This window comes from Streptomyces sp. NPDC044984, assembly GCF_040646935.1.
Classification (GTDB): domain Bacteria; phylum Actinomycetota; class Actinomycetes; order Streptomycetales; family Streptomycetaceae; genus Streptomyces.
Genome location: NZ_JBEZBE010000060.1, coordinates 1 through 16,564, shown reverse-complemented (window position 1 = coordinate 16,564; position 16,564 = coordinate 1). Strand labels below are relative to the sequence as shown.

Annotated in this window: 23 protein-coding genes and 3 pseudogenes; 19 read left to right on the top strand and 7 right to left on the bottom strand. The window is 68.8% G+C overall.

All coding sequences use genetic code 11. The features are described 5' to 3' along the window. Positions 1-115: 115 nt before the first annotated feature. The gene (locus AB0A94_RS36580) at positions 116-775 is read right to left on the bottom strand and encodes a formylglycine-generating enzyme family protein (protein ID WP_361751065.1); all 660 of its coding nucleotides are present in this window, start codon (positions 773-775) and stop codon (positions 116-118) included. Here AB0A94_RS36580 and AB0A94_RS36575 point away from each other — a divergent pair. From AB0A94_RS36575 to AB0A94_RS36535, 9 genes are all read left to right on the top strand, one after another. Next, on the top strand, positions 668-1,075 hold the full coding sequence (locus AB0A94_RS36575; protein ID WP_361751094.1) for a hypothetical protein: 408 nt from the start codon (positions 668-670) through the stop codon (positions 1,073-1,075). The genes AB0A94_RS36580 and AB0A94_RS36575 overlap by 108 nt on opposite strands. Beyond that, positions 1,072-1,203: a hypothetical protein gene (locus tag AB0A94_RS36570; protein WP_361751063.1), complete on the top strand. Its 132-nt coding sequence runs from the start codon at positions 1,072-1,074 to the stop codon at positions 1,201-1,203. The genes AB0A94_RS36575 and AB0A94_RS36570 overlap by 4 nt, the downstream gene beginning before the upstream one ends. Positions 1,204-1,207: 4 nt before the next feature. Then, entirely contained in the window at positions 1,208-1,783 is a 576-nt protein-coding gene (locus AB0A94_RS36565) for a hypothetical protein (RefSeq protein ID WP_361751061.1), read from the top strand. 114 nt (positions 1,784-1,897) lie between these two features. Beyond that, on the top strand, positions 1,898-2,281 hold the full coding sequence (locus tag AB0A94_RS36560; RefSeq protein WP_361751060.1) for a hypothetical protein: 384 nt from the start codon (positions 1,898-1,900) through the stop codon (positions 2,279-2,281). 319 nt (positions 2,282-2,600) lie between these two features. Further along, on the top strand, positions 2,601-2,732 hold the full coding sequence (locus AB0A94_RS36555) for a hypothetical protein (RefSeq protein ID WP_361751058.1): 132 nt from the start codon (positions 2,601-2,603) through the stop codon (positions 2,730-2,732). A gap of 143 nt (positions 2,733-2,875) precedes the next feature. Then, on the top strand, positions 2,876-3,151 hold the full coding sequence (locus tag AB0A94_RS36550) for a hypothetical protein (RefSeq protein ID WP_361751056.1): 276 nt from the start codon (positions 2,876-2,878) through the stop codon (positions 3,149-3,151). Positions 3,152-3,344: 193 nt separating this feature from the next. Continuing rightward, positions 3,345-3,917 carry a GGDEF domain-containing protein gene (locus AB0A94_RS36545; protein WP_361751092.1) on the top strand — a complete coding sequence of 191 codons (573 nt, stop codon included), beginning with the start codon at positions 3,345-3,347 and terminating at the stop codon, positions 3,915-3,917. Then, positions 3,914-4,108: a hypothetical protein gene (locus AB0A94_RS36540; protein ID WP_361751054.1), complete on the top strand. Its 195-nt coding sequence runs from the start codon at positions 3,914-3,916 to the stop codon at positions 4,106-4,108. Before AB0A94_RS36545 ends, AB0A94_RS36540 begins: the two co-directional genes overlap by 4 nt. Positions 4,109-4,459: 351 nt before the next feature. Then, a complete protein-coding gene (locus AB0A94_RS36535; RefSeq protein WP_361751052.1) occupies positions 4,460-5,578 on the top strand; it encodes a lipase in 1,119 nt (372 codons plus the stop codon). Positions 5,579-5,680: 102 nt separating this feature from the next. Here the strand turns inward: AB0A94_RS36535 and AB0A94_RS36530 are convergent, their stop codons facing one another. From AB0A94_RS36530 to AB0A94_RS36510, 5 genes and pseudogenes are all read right to left on the bottom strand, one after another. Beyond that, positions 5,681-6,085, bottom strand: coding sequence for a DUF6262 family protein (locus AB0A94_RS36530; protein ID WP_361751050.1), 405 nt, complete (start codon positions 6,083-6,085; stop codon positions 5,681-5,683). Positions 6,086-6,116: 31 nt separating this feature from the next. Further along, positions 6,117-6,674 (bottom strand): tyrosine-type recombinase/integrase, encoded by a 558-nt coding sequence (locus AB0A94_RS36525; RefSeq protein WP_361751090.1) that lies wholly within the window; start codon positions 6,672-6,674, stop codon positions 6,117-6,119. 136 nt (positions 6,675-6,810) lie between these two features. Next, positions 6,811-8,373, bottom strand: coding sequence for a hypothetical protein (locus AB0A94_RS36520; protein WP_361751048.1), 1,563 nt, complete (start codon positions 8,371-8,373; stop codon positions 6,811-6,813). Further along, complete coding sequence (locus AB0A94_RS36515) at positions 8,370-9,275, bottom strand: tyrosine-type recombinase/integrase (protein WP_361751046.1); 906 nt, start codon at positions 9,273-9,275, stop codon at positions 8,370-8,372. The genes AB0A94_RS36520 and AB0A94_RS36515 overlap by 4 nt, the downstream gene beginning before the upstream one ends. 58 nt (positions 9,276-9,333) lie before the next feature. Beyond that, positions 9,334-9,486: pseudogene (locus AB0A94_RS36510) on the bottom strand (integrase); the annotation flags it as partial. A gap of 60 nt (positions 9,487-9,546) precedes the next feature. Between AB0A94_RS36510 and AB0A94_RS36505 the strand changes: the two are divergent. The 8 genes and pseudogenes from AB0A94_RS36505 to AB0A94_RS36470 form a co-directional block, all read left to right on the top strand. Beyond that, positions 9,547-9,933 carry a hypothetical protein gene (locus AB0A94_RS36505; RefSeq protein ID WP_361751088.1) on the top strand — a complete coding sequence of 129 codons (387 nt, stop codon included), beginning with the start codon at positions 9,547-9,549 and terminating at the stop codon, positions 9,931-9,933. Beyond that, positions 9,930-10,436, top strand: a complete 507-nt coding sequence (locus tag AB0A94_RS36500; RefSeq protein WP_361751044.1) for a hypothetical protein — start codon at positions 9,930-9,932, stop codon at positions 10,434-10,436. The genes AB0A94_RS36505 and AB0A94_RS36500 overlap by 4 nt, the downstream gene beginning before the upstream one ends. A 188-nt stretch (positions 10,437-10,624) precedes the next feature. Then, positions 10,625-11,290 (top strand): recombinase family protein, encoded by a 666-nt coding sequence (locus AB0A94_RS36495; protein WP_361751042.1) that lies wholly within the window; start codon positions 10,625-10,627, stop codon positions 11,288-11,290. 409 nt (positions 11,291-11,699) lie between these two features. Beyond that, positions 11,700-11,882: a hypothetical protein gene (locus tag AB0A94_RS36490; protein WP_361751040.1), complete on the top strand. Its 183-nt coding sequence runs from the start codon at positions 11,700-11,702 to the stop codon at positions 11,880-11,882. Positions 11,883-11,958: 76 nt separating this feature from the next. Continuing rightward, entirely contained in the window at positions 11,959-12,579 is a 621-nt protein-coding gene (locus AB0A94_RS36485; protein ID WP_361751086.1) for a hypothetical protein, read from the top strand. Positions 12,580-13,467: 888 nt separating this feature from the next. Beyond that, the gene (locus AB0A94_RS36480; RefSeq protein ID WP_361751038.1) at positions 13,468-13,761 is read left to right on the top strand and encodes a Pycsar system effector family protein; all 294 of its coding nucleotides are present in this window, start codon (positions 13,468-13,470) and stop codon (positions 13,759-13,761) included. 11 nt (positions 13,762-13,772) lie between these two features. Further along, positions 13,773-14,114, top strand: a complete 342-nt coding sequence (locus tag AB0A94_RS36475; protein ID WP_361751036.1) for a hypothetical protein — start codon at positions 13,773-13,775, stop codon at positions 14,112-14,114. Beyond that, positions 14,111-14,260: pseudogene (locus AB0A94_RS36470) on the top strand (ATP/GTP-binding protein); the annotation flags it as partial. The gene AB0A94_RS36475 and the pseudogene AB0A94_RS36470, both read left to right, overlap by 4 nt. Positions 14,261-14,436: 176 nt before the next feature. On the opposite strand, the gene AB0A94_RS36465 reads toward AB0A94_RS36470, so the two are convergent. Then, positions 14,437-14,802 carry a VOC family protein gene (locus AB0A94_RS36465; RefSeq protein ID WP_361751034.1) on the bottom strand — a complete coding sequence of 122 codons (366 nt, stop codon included), beginning with the start codon at positions 14,800-14,802 and terminating at the stop codon, positions 14,437-14,439. A 92-nt stretch (positions 14,803-14,894) separates the two neighbouring features. Between AB0A94_RS36465 and AB0A94_RS36460 the strand changes: the two genes are divergently transcribed. Then, the gene (locus AB0A94_RS36460; protein WP_361751032.1) at positions 14,895-15,860 is read left to right on the top strand and encodes a WYL domain-containing protein; all 966 of its coding nucleotides are present in this window, start codon (positions 14,895-14,897) and stop codon (positions 15,858-15,860) included. A gap of 87 nt (positions 15,861-15,947) precedes the next feature. After that, positions 15,948-16,564, top strand: a pseudogene (locus AB0A94_RS36455) (IS6 family transposase); the annotation flags it as partial.

Below are 16,564 nucleotides of genomic sequence, written 5' to 3'. Positions count from 1 at the left end.
CGGCCGCAGCACCGGCAAAGGCCGGCCGCCCGCTCCTTCACCCCTTCGAGCTCAGGAGAGATCCAGCATGCAGCATCGTCCCGCCGTCTTCGCCGCCCTTCTCGGACTGAGGCTGTTACGGCCGAGGCAGTGGTGTGGAGCGCACGATGCGAAATCCCACGTCGTCGATCCGGAAGGTCGGGTGGCTGCGCCGCCGCACCGACGCCCGGCAGCTCCAGTGCTCGTCGGCCCATCCGCCACCACGGAGCACCCGGTAGGCCCCGTACACCTCGGCGTCGTAGACGTCCCAGCACCAGTCCCACACATTGCCCAGCATGTCGTACAGGCCCCATGCGTTGGGCTGCTTGCCGCCGGCAGAGTGGATCCGCCCATCGGAATTGCCCTGGTACCAGGCGACCTCGTCGAGCTGGCCGTACCGCGGGCCAGTAGTGCCCGCACGGCAGGCGTGCTCCCATTCGGCCTCGGTCGGCAACCGGTATCCGTCTGCGGAGGTGTCCCACTCGGCCGTCTCGGCATCGACGCGCAGGTGATACGCGGGCGTCAGCGCCTCATGCCGGGACAAGGCGTTACAGAACTGGACCGCGTCCCACCATGAAACGCCCTCAACCGGCAGCCGCTCACCCCGGGCGCTACTCGGCCGTCGGCCTGTGACTCGTGTGTACCAGGACTGCGTGACCGGGAACGCCGACATCTGAAACGGCGCGACCTCGACCGGCCAACTGCTCTGCGTCCGCCGGTCCGACAGCGTTACCTGTCCCGACGGGACCGCAACCATCTCGTTTCCTGCCCCCGCGTCCACAACAGGCCACCCTACCGGCGTCCGCCCATCGCTCTACTGATCTTTCCGATCGGCGGTGGAGCCAGATCAACTTCGTACACCGTGGAGCCACTTCTGGTCCGTGCGGTGGTGCCCAAAGAAGTGCTTACAAACACCCATGCCGTGTGGGACCGGCTCAACCCCATCGAGCGCGACGGCTTTGCCTCGATCCTGCGCACGATCCTGTCCGCGCCGGACCTGGCCGTGGAGTTCTTGGCCCTCGCCGACCGGCAGGCGACGGGAGGCGACAGCCGGTGAGCACCCCCGCCGTCTTCTTCCTCACCTACGTCAGCCTCGCCGGCGCGCTCGCCACCCCGTTCGTGATCGCCGCCGCCCGCCGAACCATCGCCCGCATCCACGCCCAGGCCGACCAGAAGGAGCAGTAACCCCATGGCACTCACCCTCTTTTCCCGCATCCGCACCGCCCCCGAGCCGGAGCACATCCCGCAGCCGTGGCCGGAGATCGGCGAAATCTGGAAGCCCGAGGGCGTGATCGTCACCCAGCGCTTCCTCGGACTGGCCGGTGCCGTCCTCCTCGTCTATACCGCCGACGCCGGGGTCAACGGCACCTACTACGCCGTCGCCTGCCTGGGCTGCTCGTACAGCACCCGCTCCAAGACGGACCGCGACAACTACATCGCCTCCGAGCACGCGGGCGGGGAGATCGCCAACGCCCACGCCGCCCAGTGCCGGGCGCTGCCCCAGGACCTCCCGATCCGCCCCGATGACGACATCGCCCGCGAGATCGTGCTCCGGCGGCTGAACTTGGAGCGCCGCTCCGACTACGACACCACGGTCTACCTCACCGCCTTCCACCTGGACCGCCTCGCCCTTCAGCGCTCCACCGAGTGGATCGAGGAGGAGCTGCAGCGCCTCGCGGACGAGCAGCCGGAGTTCCTGACCGCCAAGCCGCGCACCTACGGCACCAGTACCGAGTTCACGATCCTGCGCCGCCCCCAGCGCTGACCGGACGCTCTCCGTACGGCCCCGCCGCACCGCCCCCGGGTGGGCGACGGCGGGGCCGTGCGGTGTCCGTCCGGTCAGCCGAGACCGGACGACCGGCCCTCCCCGGAGGTCACCGTGCCCCTCGCCCGCCGCTCCCTCATGGAAGCCGCCGCCGCCCGCTTCGGATGGCGCCGCGCCTACGGCGACACCACACAGGTCGACGCGCTGCTCACCGAGCAAACCGAGACCGCCTACACCGAAGCCGCCGATCACGCGCAGCTGGCGACCGCCAAGAACGCCGACGTCCTCACCGTGCAGCCCTGCGTCCTGGACGTCCGCGGCCGCGTCCTGGCCGATGTCCTCTACCTCGAGGGCATCCTGACCGGCGCCCGCAACCGCGGCCTGCCCCCGGAGCTCATCGAGCGCCTGGAGGACGCCGTCGACCACGGCCACGAGCTGACCGTGCTGCTCGCGGACACCGTCCGCATCACCGCCGCCCACACGCCGCCCGGCCACTGAGCGCCGGGTCACTACCAGCGACGGAGGGAGCTGGGCCGTCCTTCCGTGGGAATCAGGTCGACGTCCCGATACACGACACCAACCACCCCGACCGGCGCGGCTGTGACTGAGCGTCCCAGTTGGCCGCTGAGCGATTCAGTTGGCCGGACGGTGGTGAGCACACGGCGCATCTGCCGGAGCCCGCGCTCCGCTGTCGGCTGACCTCTTGCTTGGGGTGTGACGTTTTCGGCGGCCGTGGTGCGGCACTGAGTGAGCCGACTGGTCATCGGCTGCATGAGGCCGGGTCCCTCCGAGCCTCAGTCGAGACCAAGGAGGAGACATGGGGCAGCAGTTCTGGCGGACGGTCCAGATGGCGATACAGCAGGACAACTGGACGGCTCGCCTCGTCGTGGTGCTCTGTGCCGCGTGGGGCACCGCCCTTGCCGTATACGTGATCAGTACTGCGCGGTAGCCCAGACCGAGATCGGCTGAGTGGTGTATCGCACGGTCGCCGCGAGAGAACACGGCGTACGGCACATCCCGTCCGTGCATGGACTGCGAGCGAGCAGTTCCTCGGGCAGCAGCCGGAGGCGAATGCAGTCCGTTCGTGGCTGAGTGCCCCAGTGGCCAACTGAGACGCTCAGTCACAGCGGCGCGCACGTCTTCACCGGCGTCGCCGACTCCCCCGCCGCTGCCCTGCGCCGCGCGCACGAGGTGTACGACGCCGCGCTCGCCGCGCACACGGCCGGACTCGAGATCCCCGGCAAGCAGCCGGACAGCTGGGGAGCGCGCGGGCTTCGGCCCGGCTGGCAGATGGAGTGGCCCGCCGCGAAGGCCGGCCTCTGGCACAACCCCGTCAGCTGTACCAGCCGCAGCGACTTCGCGCTGTAGCTCCGCCCCGGGACAGCCGCTCTGCTTGGCGGCTTCGTCGGCTGCCCCCGGGCCCATCCATCCCGTACGAGACGAGACGGAGAACCCAAGTATGTTGTCCCTTCTGCGCGTTCAGGGCCGGATCGGCCAGCGCACCCTCTTACTGACGACCGCCGCCGTGCCGTTGACCGGCTGAGCAGTCCACGCGGTCACGCTGCACCGGCAGCTCACCGCCACCCGCCGCGACCCGCTGACCGGCCCGCTGCGCCGCGACTCCTACACCGCCCGCGCCCGCCAGCTCCTGGCCCGCCGCGACGACCTGGCCGTGGTCATGGTCGACCAGGACCACTTCAAGGCCGTGAACGACGACTTCGGGCACCCGGCCGGAGACGCCGTCCTGGCCGCGACCGCCGCCCGGCTCACCGCGTGGGCGGGCCCGCGCGCGTCCGTCGGCCGCCTCGGAGGCGATGAGTTCGCCATCGTCGTCCAGGTGCCCGCCGCGAGCCTGGAGCAGCGCCTCGCGCAGCTGGTTCGGATGCTGCACACCCCCGTCGTCCTCGAGGACGGCCGCACCGTCGACGTCGCCGCCTCGGTCGGCGCCGCGAGCACCGGCGCCCTCGGCACCCGCGACCTGACCGTGTTGCAGCGGGCCGCCGACGCCGCCCTGTACGACGGCAAGCACTCCGGCCGCGCCCACCTCGCCACCGCCGCGCACACCACGCTTCCTTCCATCACCGGCCGCCGGGCCGGGCGGCCGGGCACGGCAGTCTGGGGGCGGGCGGCATGAGCACCGGAATTCTTCCGTCGGCGGGCGACTGGATCCGCGGAATCAGCGTCAAGCAACCGTGGACCACCGCCATCGTCGCCGGGGCCAAGACGATCGAGAACCGCCCGCAGCCCTGGATTATGAGCAGCTCGGAAAGCTTTCACCGCATCGACCAGGCCCTTTGTTTGGAGGACATGTCGTCGACGTCATAGAGCGGGTACAGGTAGGCCGGGTTTCCTTCGCACCCCGGGCTCACCGAAACGAGTAGGTGCCATTCCGGGGCCCATCGGAACCGGAAGACCCCTTGATGTTGGTCATCTGGGACCCCGAGGTAACCCCGACCCTGAACAGCTGGGAGAAGGTGCTCAGTGGAATGCCAGGGGTCGGCTCCGCCTGTCGGCGGATGTGTCAATGCGGGGCCCGGGGCCAGATTGGCTGGCATGCGATTCCATACAGGTAGAACCACCGCAGTGGCTCTTGTCCTCACCCTGTCCGTCGGTGCGGGCACGGCCGCCTCCGCCGCCTCCTCATCCGAGCCCTTATCCTCGGCAACTCATGGTGCCGTGCGGTTTGAGCTGCCCGAGCCGACGGGGCGGCAGGCGGTCGGGAGCACTGAACTTCATCTCGTCGACCGGGACCGGCCCGATCCCTGGGTCGCCGACAGGGAACGGGAGCTGATGGTCAGTGTCTGGTATCCGGCGCGTTCGGTGAGCGGATACTCCCGCCAGCCATACCTGCAGCCCGGCGCCGCGCGCTTCGTAGACGAGTCGGGTTCGTTCGGGCTGGCCCGTCCCGGCGAGGTGGACTGGGCCGCCACCCGGACGGACGCGACCTCGGTGGCCCCTGCCGACGACCGCAGCAGGCGGCCGATCCTGCTGTACTCGCCGGGTCTGGGGGTCCCCCGCGCGCTTGGCACCTCGACGGCCGTGGAACTGGCGAGCCGCGGCTACGTGGTGGTCACCGTGGACCACACCCATGAGACCACTCCGGTGGAGTTCCCGAACGGCCGCGTCGAGCTGCAGAAGGAGCCGATGACCGGAGCCGAGACGGTCAAGAAGGCTGTCGACACCCGGGTACGCGACACCCGCTTCGTCCTTGACCAGCTTGCCGTGCTGCGGGCCGGCCGCAACCCCGATGCTGAGGGGCGCCGTCTACCCCGTGGGCTGGGCGGGGCGCTCGACCTGGACCGGATCGGAATGTACGGTCATTCGGCTGGAGGTATCACCGCGGCCGAGACCATGCGCGGGGACCGTCGCATCGACGCGGGCATCAACATGGACGGCACACTCCAGTACAGCAGCACCGAATTCCTCCCTGTGGCCTTGGAAGGGCTCGACCGCCCGTTCATGCTCATGGGCAAGGCGAATCAGACTCACCTGAACAAGCCGTCCTGGCAGTCGTTCTGGGACCGCTCGACCGGCTGGAAGCGCGACTTGAGCCTGGAGCGGGGTGGCCACTTCAGCTACACCGACGCTCAGACGATCGTGCCCGCTTTGGACGAGCACCTGGACATCCCGGCGCAGACCCGCGAGCAGTTCATCGGCACCGTGGACCCCAAGCGCAGCACCGCAGCCCAGCGTGCCTACGTCACGGCGTTCTTCGACCAGCACCTGCTAGGTCGGCCACGACATCTGCTGGACAAGTCTTCCTCGGCCTACCCCGAAGTGCGCTTCGTCCGATGAGTGTGGCGGCCTCGGCAACGGTGCGGCATCGTGACACCGCTGCCAGGTGGCAGGGCTACTCGAAGAACACAGCCTGATTGCAGTCCGCCGATCTTCCGTCTATCAGGAACCCGGTCCGTCAGGGCGGGAGACGGCATGCAGCCTTCGGATCTCGCCGTATGCGGTCTCCAGTCGCCGGGTGAGCTCGCTGTTCTCGGCCCGCAGCTGCTTGATGCGCCCGAGCGCGGTCTCCAGCCGTTGCTGCAGGGATGTGATCGATGCTGGCTGCCAGCCCCTCCGTTCTCGGGCGGGCTGGCGGTTCTGCAGTTGCCGAATGGCGGTGACGAGGTCGTGCTGGGTGTAAAGCCACGACCTCGAAACACCGGCCGCCCTCGCGATCGACGCGAAGCTGGTCCGGCCGCCGGTGCGTTGTGCTGCCGAGATGGCCTTCTCGGCGTCGCTGCGGGCGCGCTCGCTGCGACGTCGAGTGGCCTCGGCCAGTGCGGCGGTGTTGTCAGCTGGCGGCATTGACATCCTCCACCTGACCGCCGATGACGATCTACTCCTCGGCGGTCCCCTCCAGAGCACTGATGATCTTGTCGAGCTTGCCGAGGGTGCGGCGGTTCTTCTCCGCGACCCGGGCGAGCCCGGCCTCCTCGGCCTGGGCGATGAGGTCGCTGGTCTCCTGCCGCTGCCGGCGGTGCTGCTGGAGGAAGTCGCCGGTGGTGATGAAAAACCGGCAGTCCAGACAGGGATTGGCGTACTCGCAGTCAGTCTGCACCGGGGCACCGCAGTAGCCGCTGGGCAGCGTCACTTTCGCGCGGATCAGGCTCAACTTCGCCCAGGCCGCCCCAGCGAGCGGGTGATCGGCAGCGATCTCGGCCTTCTGTCCATCGTGGTTGACCTTGAGGGCGTTCTCCCAGTGCCGCCGGAGCGTCTTGTCGTGGAGCTTGGCGTAGACGGCGGTCATGGCCGGCGACATGTGATCGAGCAGGGTCTGGATGACGGGCTGGGGGACGTCGGCGTTGATCATCCGGGTGGCCAGGGTATGCCGGAACTGGTGGAAGGTCACCTTCACTGGCCGGCCGTGTTCGTCGGTGAGGCTGAGCTGCTCCAGCCAGATCGCCAGGTGGTCGCGCAGGCGGCGGTCGCTGACCGGCTTGCTGCCGTCGACGTTCTTCAGCGAGGCGGGGAACAGTCATTTGCAGCCCTGCGGAAAGCGGTCGAGGACGGCCTGCTGCTGGTGGCCGACCTCAGCCGCGAGGTCCTCGCTCAGCGGGAAGAACGCCGGGCGGTCGTGGATCTTGCGGTTCAGCCAGGCCAGGTAGGGGTTGTTCTCGGCGTCCCGGATGATGCAGTCGAAGGGCAGCCAGCGGGCGTCCTTGGTACGCAGGCCGCAGGCCGCAGGCCATGAGGATCTTCAGCAGCACCCGTCCGTCGTCGGACGGGAACAGCGCGGTGGCCTCCGGGGCTTCCAGCTGCCGCATGAGGTGCTCGGGGATGAACCGCGGCTTCAGCCCGCGCGGCTTGGGCGCGTCGTCGTAGATGAACGCGCTGCGGGCCAGGTCAGGCTGCCATTCGTAGCGGTGGACGTCGCGCAGGAAGACACCGACGCAGCTGACGGTGCGCGAGCGGAATGCCTCGCTGTGCCCATCGGTCTGCAGAGCAGCCAGCCAGGTCTCGATGCGGGCCCGGTTGAGCGCCGCCGGTCCGGCGTCGACGCCGTCGACATCAGCGAAGTGGCAGGCCAGGCGGGTGATGGCCTGGACGCTCAGGGTCAGGCCGGCCGGGTTGCTGCCGCGGGTCAGCCGCCAGCGGGCCCACCGCTTGGTCAGATCCCGCAGCCAGGGCTGGCCGATGCCGCCGAAGTGCAGGCGGCAGCAGTCCTCGTTCGCCAGGTCGAGCAGCCGCAGATCCCAGCTGTCACGCGGGAACTGGTCGCCCCACGGATCGTCGGCGATCAGCAGCCGCTGCAACTCGAACCGGGTGTCGCGGATGAAGGCGTAGGACAGCGACTTGTAGCCCTTGCGCGCGACGCGGCAGAACTCCAGCCACTGCGTCTCGTCCCGGTCCATCAGGCTGCGCACGCCTGATTCGCGGATCCAGCTCAGTGCGCGGGTCACCGTGCGCGGGGCCGTGTGACGGTCTCCGATGTCGGCCTGGCGCTGCAGCCCGAACTGCACCTCCAGGCGGACCTGGCGCCTCAGGTCGTGAAACCGGATGTAGGGGTCGCGCCGCAGCTCCAGCCGCCCGAACCACTCGATCAACTGGTCGTCCGGCAACTCGGGATGGCCGTTGTTGCGCCAGCGGATGTAGTGCCGCCTGCACAACACCGAACCGGGGCCCGTCGTCCACCACGGGCAGTCGGGCAGCACACAGTCCCGCTCGCCGTGCGGCGGCGCCTCGTAGCGCGCGCTGGCCAGCCATTCGTCCAGGTCCGGCGCCCCGGCCGCCTGCCACAGCTCGGTGTGCCGGATGCAGATCCGCGGCGAGCACCCGTTCATGGAGCGGCGACAGCCCGTTACCGCGCAGCCCCGGATCACACGGTGGTGCCGGTGGTAGGCGTCCTCGCTCGGCACCCATGCCTCGAACTCGGGGCGGCCGGCCTGCACCCACCGCTGATAGTGCGCGGTGCACAGCTGCTTGACCGAGTAGCTCAGCATCCGCTCGCACGACGGGATGCGGCACTCCCCCTGGAAGAAAACCCGGCTGTCACGCGGCGGATAGAACTCCTCGCCCCGGAACTCCGGCCGCACGACCTCCATCAGCCGCTCCAGCAAACCGGCCTGCGGCTGGACGCGCTCCAGCGTGCTCACTCCTCCACGCTCCCGTTCCTCAGCATCCCTGCAGAGACAAGGACCTCCCGATGATCCTCCACCGTCAGATGCGCATAGATTTGTTCCGTCATCTGCGACGACGAGTGCCCCAAAAGCTCGGCCACGACCTCGATGGGAACCTTCGCCCGCAGCAGCCGGGTCGCCCAGCTGTGCCGCAGCACATGCGGCGTGAAGTGCCCGATACCCGTCCGTTTGCGCAGCCGGGCCGCCAAGTCCTCGACCGCGCTGCGGGTCATCGGCACCCCCACCGGCGGCCGGAACAGGTTCACGAACACGTAGTCGCAGTCCAGCGTCCCGTACTCGCTCTCCATGTAGTCGGCGTAGGCGTCGAAGACCTCGGCCCCGGCCGGGACCGTGCGGGCCTTGAGCCCCTTCACCCGGGCGGCGTTGACGTTGCTCTCCCGGGGAACGACACGCACCTCCCCGGCTCGCAGCCGCAGGTCCTCGTGCCGCAGCCCGAGCGCCTCCCCGATCCGCAGCCCCGTCTCCGACAGCAGCACAAGCAGGAACCGGTCCCGCAGCCTGGTACAGGCATCGATCAGACGCCGGATCTCCCCGGTCGTCACCGTAGCGGGCGCCTTGGGCGCCGTGGCGATACGGATCGGACTGTAGGCATCCGGCCCCGGCCCACGGCGCCGGGTGTGCGCGAGCATCGGCACGTACCGGCCCATCGGCCGCGGCCCGGTCAGCTCCCCCAGCAGGGCCGGCACCGTCTCATCCCGGCGGGCGTGGAACCGGTACAGCCCGGCGAGCGCGGCCCGCTTGCGTACGAGTGTGGTGCTGCCGACAGCGGGTGGTGTGCCCGGCAGCTGGTACATGCCGGGCTGACGCGCCGGGCGCGACCGCTGCAGCCAGGCGAAGACCTCCGCGAGGTCCTCCATCCAGGCGCCGGAAGTCAGCGTCGCGTTGGCTGGTCCACTCGAAGAAGTCCCGCAGGTCGTGCGCGTATGCCTCCACGGTGTACGGCGAGCGTCCCGTCGCGGTGAGATGGCCCAGGTACGCATCCGCCGCCTCGACGGGCAGTCCGACGTCGTAGATGACGGTGTACGACACCCGATCCGAGTCCGGAACCCGCACCCGCTGCACTTGCATAGCTCACTGCCCTGCGTCGACGACAAGACCGCACCGGGTGTCCCCGACGGGCACCCGACGCTGCCCACTTCAACGACGAATACGTCGAAGACGGCACGCAGCGAGCTGTTCATAACCTGGTCCTGGCGCGGCCTGGTGTTGCTGCACGCGGGCCTGCAGACCGACCGGACCGCCCTGCGCTTGCCGCTGGTCGCCCGCACGATCCGCGGCCGCGACCTGCCGACCGGCGCCGTGATCGGCGTCGCCCGGCTGACCGGCTGCCACCAGGACCCGGACGGCTCCCCACCCTGCACCGAGTGGGCGGAGCCCGGCCTGTGGCACCTGGAGCTCACCAACGTCCAGGAGCTCGCCCTGCCGATCCCCGCACGCGGGCAGCTCGGGCCCTGGAAGCCCACCGAGGACCTGGTCGCGCAGGTGCGTCAGCAGCTGCCCGACCTGCGTCCGTGAGCACCCGCCGTCGACCCGCACCCGCATCGCCCGAGCCACCCGCCGTACCGGTCCAACTCCCGGACTGGCACGACGGCAGGCACTTCGCCTGGCCCGAGCGGTGCGTGCTGTGCCGGAAGACCACTCCGCTGAGGTCCCACGCCGAAGAGGCCGTGCACAAGACGTGCGCGGAGCTCTGGAACGCGGCGCACCCCGGCGAGACCCGCATGATGTGGGCACGCGTCAAGGGCGAGACGGAGAACGGCCTGCTGGAGCTGTCACCGCGGGCCCACATGTTCCGCCCCGCGTTCATCCTTCCTCTGCCCGGCACCAGGGCGAAGACTGCGTCCTACGTCCTGCTGTACAAGGTGATCGGCCCGCTCTACCCGGTGCTGCGGCGCATCGCGCCACGCTACGTCACCACGAGCCTGCAACTGGGCCAGGCCATGATCCAGACCGCACGCGGCGGTGTGTCCCGCCGCGTGCTGGCCACAGCCCACATCAACCAACTCGCCGCCTCCTGATGGCCGGCACCGTAACGGCCACGGCGGCGACGCGGCAGAGAGGGAACCCTCCAATCTTCAAAAAACCTTCGTTTTCTGAAGATCACCCCGCAGTGTCGACCAGGTCCCGCAGAGCCTTCAAAAACCCCTTCAAAAACCGGGGGCATTCAACGACTCCGGGCCACCGTTTTCTGACATGATCCGGGGCCATGACCACCTCCGCACCGGCCGAGCCGGGCTTCCTCGTCGCCGAACCCCTCGTTCGCACCGAGATCAAGATCGGATACGCCCGGGTCTCAACCAGCGGGCAGAAGCTCGAACGGCAGCTCGACGCACTCACCGCCGCCGGGTGCCGGAAGATCTTCGCGGACAAGAAGTCCGGCAAGAACGCGCTCCGCCCCGAGCTGGAGGCATGCCACGCCTTCCTTGACCCCGGCGACACCCTCGTCGTCCCCTCGCTCGACCGCTACGGCCGCAGCCTCCAGGACCTCATCAACATGGTCGCCGAACTCCGCACCCGCGGGATCGGCTTCACCTCGCTGCACGAGAACCTGGACACCACCACCCCCGGCGGCCGACTCGTCTTCCACGTCTTCGCGGCCCTGGCCGAGTTCATCCGTGAACTCATCGTCGTCGGCACCAACGAGGGCCCGGCCGCTGCCCGTGAGCGCGGCCGGGTCGGCGGACGTCCGAGCGTCGCCACCGAGGAAGTCATCCGCGCCGCCCGCGACCTGCTGCCCGACTCCGGCCGCTCGATCACCTCGATTGCCAAGCTGCTGGGCGTCTCCCCCGGCACCCTCTACAACCACATCCCGGACCTCCGCGAACTACGCGCCGGCGCCGTGCCCCGTCAGATCGAGGCTCCGACGAAGTAGACGGACTCCAGCAAGATCAATCTCAGCGGCACTTTCTGTACGCCAACTACTCACACCCGGACCTGACCGGCATCCCACGGCCGGTCCCTCCGACGTACTGGCCGGCCTGCTCAACCAAGCCACCACCCCGTTCGCGCGGCTCTCCATCGCCCTGGCAGCCATCCACGCTGCCCCCTCAGCAGAGATCTGCACCGCGCTCACCACCGACCTGAACCTCGCCCGCGGAACCCTCGAACTGCGCCGCAGCCTACGTCGGCACACCCTCTACCTGGAGGAACTCACCCACTCCCTGGCCGCCGACTGGCTCACCTACCGTCACCAACGCTGGCCCACCAGCGCCAACCCTCACCTTCTGGTCACCCAGAAGACCGCCACCGACCCGGACTACCCGGCCGTGCACCGAATCACCATGCAGAAGGTCCTGCCCAAAGGACAGACCTTCGACAGGCTTCGCCAGGACCGGATCCTCAACGAGGCGTTCATCACCGGCGACCCGCTCAAGCTCATGCGGCTCTTCGGCATCACCGAACAGACCGCCATGCGTTACGTCGGCACCGCCTATCCGGAGCGAACCGCGAAACTGCCCAGGTAGCGGACATCCGCCGAGGCCGCGGCCAAAGCCCGTGGCGATGTCGCAGCGGGTCCGGCATCATCCCTGTGTGATTGTGATGCAACCCGTTCTGGAGATCTTCGCTGCCGACGACTTCGCACTGTGGCCGGTTGGCGAGCACGAGTCGTACGGCTACCTCGTGCTGGACGGGGAGCGGGCTCCGGCGGAGGTCGGCACGGCGGTTATGCGGATCGCCGAGTGCAACAACTTCGAGCCGGAGGAGGAGCACGGGCCGTGCCCGACCGACCCGCTCGGCGCGTTCCTGCACGGGCTGCTCACCATGCCCGACCTGTTCGCCGCCGGCGGGTTCCGGGTGGCCGACATAGCCACCGACACCGTCTTCATCGAGCCGGGCTGCTGCAACGGCCTGGAGACGTGGCGGGACTGGCTGGAGGTGCTCGACGGCACCGGCTGCTCCTACTTCGGCCACGACCCGTCCTCAACGGCCGAACGTGTCGGCGACACCGTCCGGCTGACTCTCGACGCCCACACAAAAAACGGCAGCCCGGTGATCGAACTACCTGTGGACCAGGTGCGCGCGCTCATCACCGGTGCCCAGACGGACTTGCGGAACTTCCACAGGCTCGCAGGAACCTGGGCCGAACAACACCTGCCGACATACGCCGCCGCCGTCACGGCCGCCTTGGCCCGGGCACTAGACCTAGAGCTCCCAGAATGACCGGCTTCCTGACCCACCGGGCACGCGTGCACGACGCCCGGCTCCCCCTTCACCGGCGGCACAGCGCGCTGCGCACCCTGCCTCACCGTTTTCGCTCCTTACGGCCTGCGGGCGACATACCACCACCTCACGCTCAGCGCCGCGATCCCCCGACGGCTGGAGGCGGACCCGGAGGCGCTGGCGCGGGCGGTGGAGGAACTGCACGAGGCGCGGGTGCTGTGGCTCGTGCGGGCAGAGGAGTACGCCGTGCAGCGTCGGGCGGAGAAGCAAGCCGGGCGGCGGGCTGTACCAAACCCTCGGCCGTGGTGGCTGCGGAGCTGGTGGGAGAGCCCGGAGCGTGCATGGTTCGAAGACCCGTTTCGCCACCCGTCGCTGCGACTGTCTGAGTACGTTCGGCGACAGAATGCGCTTCTGGACGGCGCCGATCTGCCCGGCTGCCCGGCTTGCGGGGACGAGGGACCGCGAGTGCTGAGCTCGACCGCGCATGGCTGGGTCGAGTTGTGCCGTGGGTGCGCGTGGGTGCTGGCGCCCTGTCCGTGCGGCCAGCGGCACCGGTTCGTGCCGGATACCCCATTCAACTGGAACGAGATCTGGCAGCGGGCGCACATGAGTAATGACGGCATGCCGAACCCACACTGGCCTGTGAGATAGCTACTCGGGTGCGGCACGGCGAACGCTCAGGAAGCCAAAGTCCGTAAATCACGGCGAACCCACGCGCCGGACCACCACAGCCATCAACTGACATACAGGTTCCGGTCTCCCAGCGCTCAGGATTCCGGGAACCCGCGCGCTTTCGCCCGCACCGACGGCAAGGCGTCCTTACTCCTCGCCTTCACCGGCGCCGCGCTCGTCGGACTCGCATCCGTCGCCGACCAAGACCTCCCGCCTTTGACCAAGGTGTTCGGCTCTCTGGCCGTCCTCGCCGTCGGTGCGGTGGCAGTGCTGCTGCTCCTGGTGGTCCGTCCTCGGCTCAGCGGAGCTGACCGGGCGTCCTTCCCCTACTGGGCGCAGCTCGACGAGGACGAGATCCGCACCTGCATGGACGGCGACACCCGCGCCGCCCGCATCCGGGTCCTGTCTGTCATCGCGGTCCGCAAGTACCGGCACCTGCGGCGTGCGGTCGATCTCAGCCTCGCCGCACTGGCCCTGCTCGTGCCGGTCGCCGTCGGCGCCGCGCTGTGACGGCGGCCGCGGTGTCCCGCACCCACCTCGAGCGCGTCCGTGCCTTGCTCGGCATCACCCGGCTCGCCCTGCAGCAGATCGAGAACGACCTGAACGCCGACGACGTCGACGCCCGCGAGCTCGCCGCGATCCTGCGCGAGCTCCAGGAAGACACCAACATGCCCGGCGGACTCCTGCCGATGCTCCTGCAGCTGATCGGTGCCGCCGCACGCCGGGCGGAGCAGCTCGAACCCGACCGCGACGGCGACGCCTCCTGCCCACTGCACGAGGCCGCCACCCTGCTCACCGACGACGCCGGACAACGCCTGACCTGGGCCGTCCGTGCCCTTCACCCGCAAGGAGATCCCGTATGACATCACTGACCTACCCGCAGTTACCGCAGAAGGCGCTGATCGTGCTGATCGGTGCCTCCGGTGCGGGCAAGTCCACCCTGGCCCGCACGTGGCTGGCCTCGCCGACCCTCTCCCTCGATGCTCTGCGCGGCTGGGTGAGCGACGACTTCTCTGTCAAGTCCAGCGTGTAGAGCCGGAGCTGACCACCTCTGAACCGAACCAGGGAGCCGCCTACGGCCCTCGACGCTCAGGGGCGCGTTCGCGTGGGGCACTCGTCGTCCTCTCGAAGTCGAACGACGGCAGGCGCGACACCTATCGTGCGCGCCTGCCGCGTTGCGGCCTGTCAGTCCCTCGGTGCGACGCGGATACGGTTCCCGTCAGGATCGGCTGCGAGGAAGGTCAGCCCGAACCCTGCATCATGAGGCTCGTGCAGGATCGTGACGCCCTTGGACTGCCACTGCTTGAAGATCGCGTTGACCTCGTCGGGCCCACTGTCGATGGCCAGACAAACCTCACTGGTACGCGGGACGTCCGCTGACAGATCCTCGAACTGGCCGGACCACAGCGCGAGGTCAGCGCCTGGCCCGAGGTCGAAGGTGATGTATCCCGGCGTCTCGAACGACGGGCTCATGCCGAGGAGGTCGCCGTAGAAACGCGCTGCGGCGGGCGCGTCGTTCACATAGACGATGGACACGACGGATGTGGTCATGGTTCTTCCTTCTCGCAGGTCGTGGGTACGCATCCGCCAGCCTGACCGGGATATGCGCCGCATCATGTCGTAATTCCTGAAAAACTTGGCGTGTGACCCCAGACCGCTTCTTCTCCCTGATGCTGCTCCTGGCATCGAGGAATGCCGTGACCACACAGGAACTCGCCTCGGCGCTCGGAGTGTCCCTTCGAACCGTCACCCGCGACCTGAACTGGCTCCGCGACGCCGGTCTGCCGGTGACCGCGCAACGGGGCCGCCTCGGAGGCGTGACCATGCTGCCCGGGTCCGGGCTCGACCTCACGCGACTCACGCCCGGCGAGCATGATCATCTCTCGCTCACCGGGCTGGACGAGAAGCAACGTGCGGAGCTCGACGCATCGGTCGAAAGCCGGCGCGCGCTCTCCAAGATCGCCGCTGCCCAGCCACGTCGAGTTGATGAGCTCCTGCCGCTCACCGACGTAGTGCACGTGGACAGCCGTCCCTGGCTCCAGGCCCGTACTTCCGGCACGACTCCGGCTTCGCTGATCGGCCCGGTGCGGCGCGGTCGCCGGCTACGGATCGAGTACGACAGCCCACGCGAGTCATGCCCCCGCGACCTGGTCGTGGATCCCTACGGGCTGTTCGCCAAGGCCGGCAGCTGGTACCTCGTCGCCGACTGTGCCCGAGTGCCACGGATGTACCGACTCGAACGGATCACGACGTGGAAAGAAGTCGACCAGCCACGACGGATCCGCGAGAGCCAGACCCTGGCCACCGTCGCTGCAGCGCTCGTTGACCAGTGGGAACACAACCATGCGATAGAGGTCAGCGCCACCATCGACCAGACCCAGATCGAGCGAGCGCAACGGATCTTCGGCCTACGACTCGTCCGGGACGACCATGAGGAATCCGCCACCGGCCACAAGGTGACGATCCGCTTCCTGCATCTGGAGGACGTGCGAGCACTATTGCCGTTCGGGAGCGCCATCACTGTGCACGGCCCCGCCGAAGCCAGGGCTCACCTCCGCGACCTCGCCACCAATCTTGCCCACCACTATGCGCCGTCACCAACGTCCTGACCCGCAACAACTACTGATGGCGCTGTCACGTTGGTTGGCCGGGTGGGATGATCTTCTGGTTGATCGTGTTGGAGGAGGGGGTTGTCCGTGGGGGCCGTGTCATTGTCGTACAAGGGGCACCGGTACCCGGTCGAGGTGATCTCCCACTGTGTGTGGCTGTACTTCCGTTTCCCGCTGTCGTTGCGAGGTCGAGGAGCTGATGCTCGAGCGCGGGATCGTCGTCTCCTACGAGGTGGTGCGCCGCTGGTGTGCCAAGTTCGGGTCGGCCTACGCAGGCGCGCTGCGCCGCCGGCGGCCTCGGCCTGGGGACAAGTGGCGCCTGGACGAGGTCTTCATCAAGATCAACGGACGGTTGCAGTACCTGTGGCGGGCGGTCGACCAGGACGGCGCCGTCCTGGACATCCTGGTGCAGAAACGCCGGGACAAGGCCGCGGCCAGGCGCTTCTTCCGCAGACTTCCGAAGAGGACCGGCGCGGTGCCGCGGGTGATCGTCACCGACAAGCTCCGCTCCTACGGCGCCACCCACCGAGAGGTCATGCCCTGCGTCGAACACCGGCAGTCGAAGTACCTGAACAACCGGGTGGAGAACAGCCATCAGCCCACCAGGCAACGCGAGCGGGCGATGAAAGGCTTCCGCTCGGTGGGCGGAGCACAGCGGTTCCTCTCCGTGTTCAGCGGCATCTCACCCCACTTCCGGCCCCGCC

Bases quoted from the DNA above. Each gene is read 5' to 3' on its own strand.
- AB0A94_RS36580 (WP_361751065.1), bottom strand. From the start codon at position 775: ATGGTTGCGGTCCCGTCGGGACAGGTAACGCTGTCGGACCGGCGGACG.
- AB0A94_RS36565 (WP_361751061.1), top strand. From the start codon at position 1,208: ATGGCACTCACCCTCTTTTCCCGCATCCGCACCGCCCCCGAGCCGGAG.
- AB0A94_RS36555 (WP_361751058.1), top strand. From the start codon at position 2,601: ATGGGGCAGCAGTTCTGGCGGACGGTCCAGATGGCGATACAGCAGGAC.
- AB0A94_RS36540 (WP_361751054.1), top strand. From the start codon at position 3,914: ATGAGCACCGGAATTCTTCCGTCGGCGGGCGACTGGATCCGCGGAATC.
- AB0A94_RS36530 (WP_361751050.1), bottom strand. From the start codon at position 6,085: ATGCCGCCAGCTGACAACACCGCCGCACTGGCCGAGGCCACTCGACGT.
- AB0A94_RS36515 (WP_361751046.1), bottom strand. From the start codon at position 9,275: ATGGAGGACCTCGCGGAGGTCTTCGCCTGGCTGCAGCGGTCGCGCCCG.
- AB0A94_RS36495 (WP_361751042.1), top strand. From the start codon at position 10,625: ATGACCACCTCCGCACCGGCCGAGCCGGGCTTCCTCGTCGCCGAACCC.
- AB0A94_RS36490 (WP_361751040.1), top strand. From the start codon at position 11,700: ATGCAGAAGGTCCTGCCCAAAGGACAGACCTTCGACAGGCTTCGCCAG.
- AB0A94_RS36485 (WP_361751086.1), top strand. From the start codon at position 11,959: ATGCAACCCGTTCTGGAGATCTTCGCTGCCGACGACTTCGCACTGTGG.
- AB0A94_RS36465 (WP_361751034.1), bottom strand. From the start codon at position 14,802: ATGACCACATCCGTCGTGTCCATCGTCTATGTGAACGACGCGCCCGCC.